Annotated in this window: 2 protein-coding genes and 1 pseudogene; 1 reads left to right on the top strand and 2 read right to left on the bottom strand. The window is 70.3% G+C overall.

All coding sequences use genetic code 11. From position 1 onward, the window contains the following. Nucleotides 1-100: 100 nt before the first annotated feature. Nucleotides 101-574, bottom strand: coding sequence for a hypothetical protein (locus ACFWIC_RS40700; protein ID WP_380522212.1), 474 nt, complete (start codon nt 572-574; stop codon nt 101-103). Nucleotides 575-1,044: 470 nt separating this feature from the next. On the opposite strand from ACFWIC_RS40700, the gene ACFWIC_RS40695 reads away from it, so the two are divergent. Next, a complete protein-coding gene (locus ACFWIC_RS40695) occupies nt 1,045-1,203 on the top strand; it encodes a response regulator transcription factor (protein WP_380522217.1) in 159 nt (52 codons plus the stop codon). A gap of 140 nt (nt 1,204-1,343) precedes the next feature. Here the strand turns inward: ACFWIC_RS40695 and ACFWIC_RS40690 are convergent. Then, nucleotides 1,344-1,775: pseudogene (locus ACFWIC_RS40690) on the bottom strand (hypothetical protein); the annotation flags it as partial.

Genomic DNA, 1,775 nt, shown 5'->3' with positions numbered 1-1,775 from the left:
CTTCGACCTCCTACGCCGCCGCATCCTCCTATCACCATGATCAGCCAGCCAAGACCCCTCAATCAGCGACAGAGCCCGGAAATTGATCCAGAACCTGCATCTAGCCGGGGGAGGCACGCAGAGGCCTGGAGATCATCACGTCGGTCCGCAGCCACCGGCTGGGCATCGGCCCTCTGGAGGAGGACCGGGGCTTCCTGGCGCAGCTGCTCGCGCTGAACACCGAGCCGAGCCCGGTCAGGGCCAAGGCCCTTTGGACGGACGGCTGGCCTTCCTCACCGGCGATACGGCCGGCGGCCAGGTTCGAGTGGCCGAGTGCGCCGACCTGGCCCGGTCCACGGAGGACCCCGGCACCCTCGCCGCGGCGGGCCGTCCGGCCGGGCTCGGCGCGCTGTTCCAGGACGATTTCGTGAGGGCCGTCGACCTCCTGAAGGATGCTCTCGCCCGCTATGAGGCCCTCGGCGGCGCCGGCGAGTCCTGGATTACCCTCCACCTCCTCGTCCTTGCCGCCTGTTTCGCCGGCGACCGGAGGGCCGCCGCCCTGGCCCACGAGCTCCTGGACCGCTGCGACACCCACGACCTGCGGTGGGCCTGCCCCCATGCCCTGTGGGCTCTGGCCCTGCGGCACTGGCTGGCACAGGAGACCGAGCAGGTCGTCACGGTGCTGCGTGAGTGCCTCCGCTCAGCGCTGCCCGGCCACGACTGGTTCCTGCTGGCCCGGTGCCTGGAGGCGATGTCTTGGGGGAGGGCACGGCAGGGCCACAGCAAGGAGGCGGCGGAACACCTGGGCGCAGCCCGGAGCCTGTGGCGGCAGACCGGTACCCTGCTGCCCGGCGCGGGACAGCTGCCCGTCCGCCACCTGGCCTGCGAGGAACTGCTGCGGACGGCCCTGGGCGCCGCCGCGTTCGAGCGACACGTCCGAACGGGCGCTGGCTCGACCGTCCGGCAGGGTCTCGCACTGGCCCTGCTGGATGACCGGGTCCTCGCTGGTCCCTCGCAGAACGCGGTCCCCCTCTCCTCACCGCTCGTGAGTAGCAGGTCGCCGGTCTGCTGCGGGAGGGGCTGTCGGACAAGCAGATCGCCGCTCGGCTCGTCATCTCGCCGCGGACCGCGCAGGGCCATGTGCAGCGGATCCTGCTCAAACTGGGTCTCACCCGACGTGCCCAGGTGGCCGTCTGGGCCAACGACCAGGCCCAGCGCTCCTGAGACACCGACACACGTCGCGTGAGTCACCGAACAACCGGCCGAGTGCCCGGCGGTCTTGGCGACCGCCGGGCACTCGGCCCTGTTCAGATCTGATTACCTGTCGGGTTGGTCACTCGTCAGGGCCCAAGCCCGACTCGGCATTACAGCTCATCGTGCCGGCACAACGCGCCCTTGTCATCGGCGTACCACTTCTGCCAGAGTGCGCCGTCCGTTCCGCGGACGAACACGTCCAGGCGCCCGTTCTCCCATGACACCGGCGCCGGTGCCCCGACAAGGCCGCCGGCGAGGTTCTCCCAGGGCATCCAGCCGTGGCTGAGCGTCCAGCTCCTGGCCTGCAGGTCCCCGTCCGTTCCTCGCGTGAGGACGTCGAGACTGCCGGGTGCCTGCCTCACCACGCGCGGATCGCCGCCCAGGTTTCCTCCGAGGGACTGCCAGGAGGACCAGACGCCGTTGGTGTACCACTTGTTCCAGAGCTCGTTGTTAGATCCGCGGACGAACACGTCCATGGCTCCGTCTTCCAGTCGCACCGCCACGGGTGCGCCGCCCAGGCCGCCTCCGAGGGACTCCCAGGC

Origin of the sequence: Kitasatospora sp. NPDC127035 (assembly GCF_042726075.1) — a bacterium.
Taxonomy (GTDB): domain Bacteria; phylum Actinomycetota; class Actinomycetes; order Streptomycetales; family Streptomycetaceae; genus Kitasatospora.
This window is presented reverse-complemented; position numbering and strand designations above follow the sequence as displayed.